This is a genomic window from Kitasatospora sp. NPDC059722 (assembly GCF_042733235.1).
GTDB lineage: Bacteria > Actinomycetota > Actinomycetes > Streptomycetales > Streptomycetaceae > Kitasatospora.
Genome location: NZ_JBHWGD010000225.1, coordinates 1 through 4,246 on the forward strand (window position 1 = coordinate 1; position 4,246 = coordinate 4,246).

General features: G+C 78.1%; 1 protein-coding gene. It reads right to left on the reverse strand.

Annotation, left to right across the window (positions count from 1 at the left end; genetic code table 11):
- On the reverse strand, window positions 1–4,246 hold a 4,246-nt coding region (locus tag ACFV4F_RS42650), incomplete at both ends, for a type I polyketide synthase (protein ID WP_380511286.1).

A 4,246-nucleotide genomic window follows, 5' to 3' on the forward strand; every position in this document is an offset into this window, starting at 1 on the left:
CCACCGAACAGCAGGGCGCCGAGCAGGCCGCCGGCCGGGCCGGCGACCCCCCGGGCGCGCCCGCGGGCGTGGTTGCCGGGCGACGGCCGCGCGGCGCCCCGGGGCGACGAGCCGGCGGTCGCGCTCGGCCGCGGAGAGGCCGCGCAGGCGGCGGACGAGGCCGGAGGCGGCCCCGGCGTCGGCGGCGGCGCCGCGGGCGAGGGCGCGGACCTCGGGCAGCTCGTCGAACAGGACGCTCGGCCGGGCGGCGGTGAAGACGGGGGCGTAGCGCTCCCAGTCGACGTCCGCGACGGTCACGGCGACGTCCTCGTGGACGATCGCGCGGCGCAGCTCGGTGAGCGCGGTCTCCGGGGCGAGGAAGCGCAGGCCCTGGCGGCGCAGGCCGTCGGAGACGGCCTCGTGGGCGGCCATGCCGGCGCCGGCCCACGGGCCCCAGGCGATCGAGGTGGCGGTCAGGCCGCGGGCGCGGCGGTTCTCGGCGAGGGCGTCGAGGTAGGCGTTGGCGGCGGCGTAGGCGCTCTGGCCGGCGCTGCCCCAGATGCCGGCGACGGAGGAGAACAGGACGAAGAAGTCCAGGTCGTGGTCGGCGAGGAGGGTGTCGAGGTGGGCGGCGCCGTGGAGCTTGGCGGCGGTGAGCGCGGCGACCTCGGTGACCGGGGTGTCCGAGAGCGGGGCGGCCTGGCCGACGCCGGCGGCGTGCACGACGCCGGTCAGCGGGTGCTCGGCCGGGACGGCGGCGAGGACGGCGGCGAGCGCGTCGCGGTCGGCGACGTCGCAGGCGACGACGGCCGCGGTGGCGCCGTGCTCGGCGAGTTCGGCGACGAGTTCGGCGGCGCCGGGGGCGTCCGGGCCGCGGCGGCCGGTGAGCACGAGGTGCCGGGCGCCGCTGCGGGCCAGCCAGCGGGCGACCTCGGCACCGAGCGCGCCGGTGCCGCCGGTGACGAGGACGGTGCCGTCGGCGGTGAACTCCTCGGCGCGGGGCAGCTCCTCGACGGCGTGCCGCACCAGGCGGCGGCCGTAGGCGGCGCTGCCGCGCAGCGCGACCTGGTCCTCTCCCCCTCGGCCTGCCCCTCGCCCGCCACCACCCTTCTTGGGAAGCGCTTCGCGCTGCACCTCTTGACTGCTTGCCAGGACACCGACGAGGCCCTGCACGGTCGGCGCGTCCAGCACCGGCGGCAGGTCGACCAGCCCGCCCGGCGCCTGCGGGCGCTCCAGGGCGGCGACCCGGCCGAGACCCCACGCGGCGGCCTGGACGGGGTTGGTCAGCGGGTCGGCGGGCCCGGTGGAGACGGCGCCGCGGGTGACGGTCCACAGCGGCGCGGCGGAGCGCAGGTCGCCGAGGGCCTGGGCGAGGACGACGCCGAGCGCGACGCCCTCCGGCAGGCCGGGTCCGGGGACGGGCCGGTCGGCCAGCGCGACGAGCGACAGGATGCCGCTGAGCTCGCCGAAGTCCGCGATGCGGCGGGCGAGTTCGGCGCGGTCGCGGCAGTCCTCGCCGAGCGCCAGGCGCTCCAGGCGGGCGCCGTGGCCGCGCAGGGCGTCGAGGAGTTCGGCGTCGTCGACGGCCTCGGTGGTGACGACCAGCCAGGTGCCGTCCAGCACGGGCGCGGCCGCCGGGCGGACGGGCCGCCAGTGGACGCGGTAGCGGGCGGCGTCGAGCTGGGCCTTCTCGTGCCGGGTGCGGCGCCAGTCGGCGAGGGCGGGCAGGAGGGCGTAGAGGCCGGCGTGCTGTTCGTCGCGCAGGCCGAGCAGGCCGGCGAGTTCGGCGGCGCTGCCGCGCTCGACGGCGCCCCACAGCGCGGAGTCGGCCGGGTCGGCGACCGGGGCGGCCGCCTCGGGCTCGGCCTCGGGCCAGTAGCGCTCGTGCTGGAAGGCGTACGTGGGCAGGCCGGTGCGGCGGGCGCCGGTGCCCGCGTACAGCGCGGCCCAGTCCAGGGCGTGGCCGCGCACGTGGAGCGCGGCGAGGGCGAGGGCGGCGGTCCGCTCCTCGGGGCGGCCGGCGCGCAGCAGCGGGACGGCGGACACGGCGCCGTGCTCGATCGGTTCGGTCTCGGCCAGGACCTCCTCGGCGAGCGCGGACAGCACGCCGTCCGGGCCGAGTTCGAGGAAGGTGGCGGCGCCGGCCGCGCGGGCGGCGCGGACGCCGTCGGCGAAGCGGACGGCCCGGCGGACGTGCTCGACCCAGTACTCGGGCGAGCACAGCTCCGCCTCGGTGGCGAGCTCGCCGGTGCTGTCGGAGACCAGCGGGATGGCCGGGGCGCGGAACTCCAGCTCCGCGACGGTGCGCCGGAACTCCTCCAGCATCGGCTCCATCAGCGGCGAGTGGAAGGCGTGCGAGACGCGCAGCCGCTTCGTCCGGCGGCCCTCGGCCGCGAACTCCCCGGCGATGCGCAGGACTTCGTCCTCCAGGCCGGAGACCACCACGGCCCGCGGCCCGTTGACGGCCGCGACGGACACGCCGGGCACCAGGCGCGGCAGCACCTCGTCCTCGGTGGCCTCGACGGAGACCATGGCACCGCCCTCGGGCAGCGCGTCCATGAGCCGGGCCCGGGCGGCCACGAGCGCGCAGGCGTCGGCGAGCGACAGCACCCCGGCGCAGTGCGCGGCGGCGATCCCGCCGACGGAGTGGCCGAGCAGCACGTCGGCGCGCACGCCGAGCGAGGCGACCAGGCGGAACAGCGCGACCTCGACGGCGAAGATCGCGGGCTGCGCCCAGCCGGTGCGGTTCAGCAGCTCCTCGTCGTCACCGTGGAGGACCTCGCGCAGCGGGCGCTCCAGCCGGGGGCCGAACTCGCCCAGCACCTCGTCCAGTGCCTCGGCGAACACCGGGTAGCGCTCGGCGAGTTCGCGTCCGGTGCCGAGGCGCTGGGCGCCCTGGCCGGCGAACAGCACGGCGAGCTTGCCGGCGCCGGCCTCGCCCGCGACCAGCCCGGCGACGGACTCGCCCGCGGCGAGGGCGGCCAGGGCGGCGAGCAGTTCGTCGCGGTCGGCGCCGACGGCCACCGCGCGGTGGTCGAAGCCGGAGCGGGTGGTGGCGAGCGAGAGGCCGAGGTCGGCCGGGCTCGCCGCAGGGTCCGCGGTGGCGAACGCCCGCAGGCGGGCGGCCTGGTCGCGCAGCGCGGCCGGGCTGCGGCCGGCCAGCGGCCAGAGCAGGACGGGCTCCGCCGCGGCGGGAACGGTGTCCCGCGAGGCGACGGCCGGGGCCTGTTCGAGGATGACGTGGGCGTTGGTGCCGCTGAAGCCGAAGGAAGACACGCCGGCCCGGCGCGGGCGGCCGGTCTCCGGCCAGCCCGCCTCCTCGGTCAGCAGCTCCACCGCGCCCTCGTCCCAGTCCACGTGGGAGGACGGCTCGGCCGCGTGCAGTGTGCGGGGCACGACGCCGTGCCGCATCGCCAGCACCATCTTGATCACGCCCGCGACGCCCGCGGCGGCCTGGGTGTGGCCGAGGTTGGACTTCACCGAGCCGAGCAGCAGCGGAAGTTCGCGGTCCTGCCCGTAGGTGGCGAGCAGCGCCTGGGCCTCGATCGGGTCCCCCAGGGAGGTGCCGGTGCCGTGCGCCTCGACGACGTCGACGTCGGCCGTGGCGAGCCCGGCGGTGGCCAGGGCCTGGCGGATGACGCGCTGCTGGGACGGCCCGTTGGGGGCGGTGAGCCCGTTGGAGGCGCCGTCCTGGTTGACGGCGGAGCCGCGCACGACGGCGAGCACCTGGTGCCCGTTGCGGCGCGCGTCCGAGAGGCGCTCCAGCGCGATCACGCCGACGCCCTCCGACCAGCCGACGCCGTCGGCCCGGTCGGAGAACGCCTTGCAGCGCCCGTCCGGGGCGAGGCCGCGCTGGCGGGAGAACTCGATCAGCGAGGTCGGGGTGGACATCACGGTGACGCCGCCGGCCAGGGCGAGGGTGCACTCGCCGGCGCGCAGGGCCTGCATGGCCCAGTGCATGGCGACCAGCGACGACGAGCACGCGGTGTCGACGGTGACGGCCGGGCCCTCCAGGCCGAGCGTGTAGGACACCCGGCCGGAGGCGATGCTGGGCGAGGTGCCGCTGCCCTGGTGGCCCTCGAAGCGCCCGCCCGCGAGCAGCGCGGAGTAGTCGTTGTACATCACGCCGGCGAACACGCCGGTGCGGCTGCCGCGCAGCGACACCGGGTCGATCCCGGCCCGCTCGACCGCCTCCCAGCAGGCCTCCAGCAGCAGGCGCTGCTGGGCGTCGGTGGCCAGCGCCTCGCGCGGGCTCATGCCGAAGAAG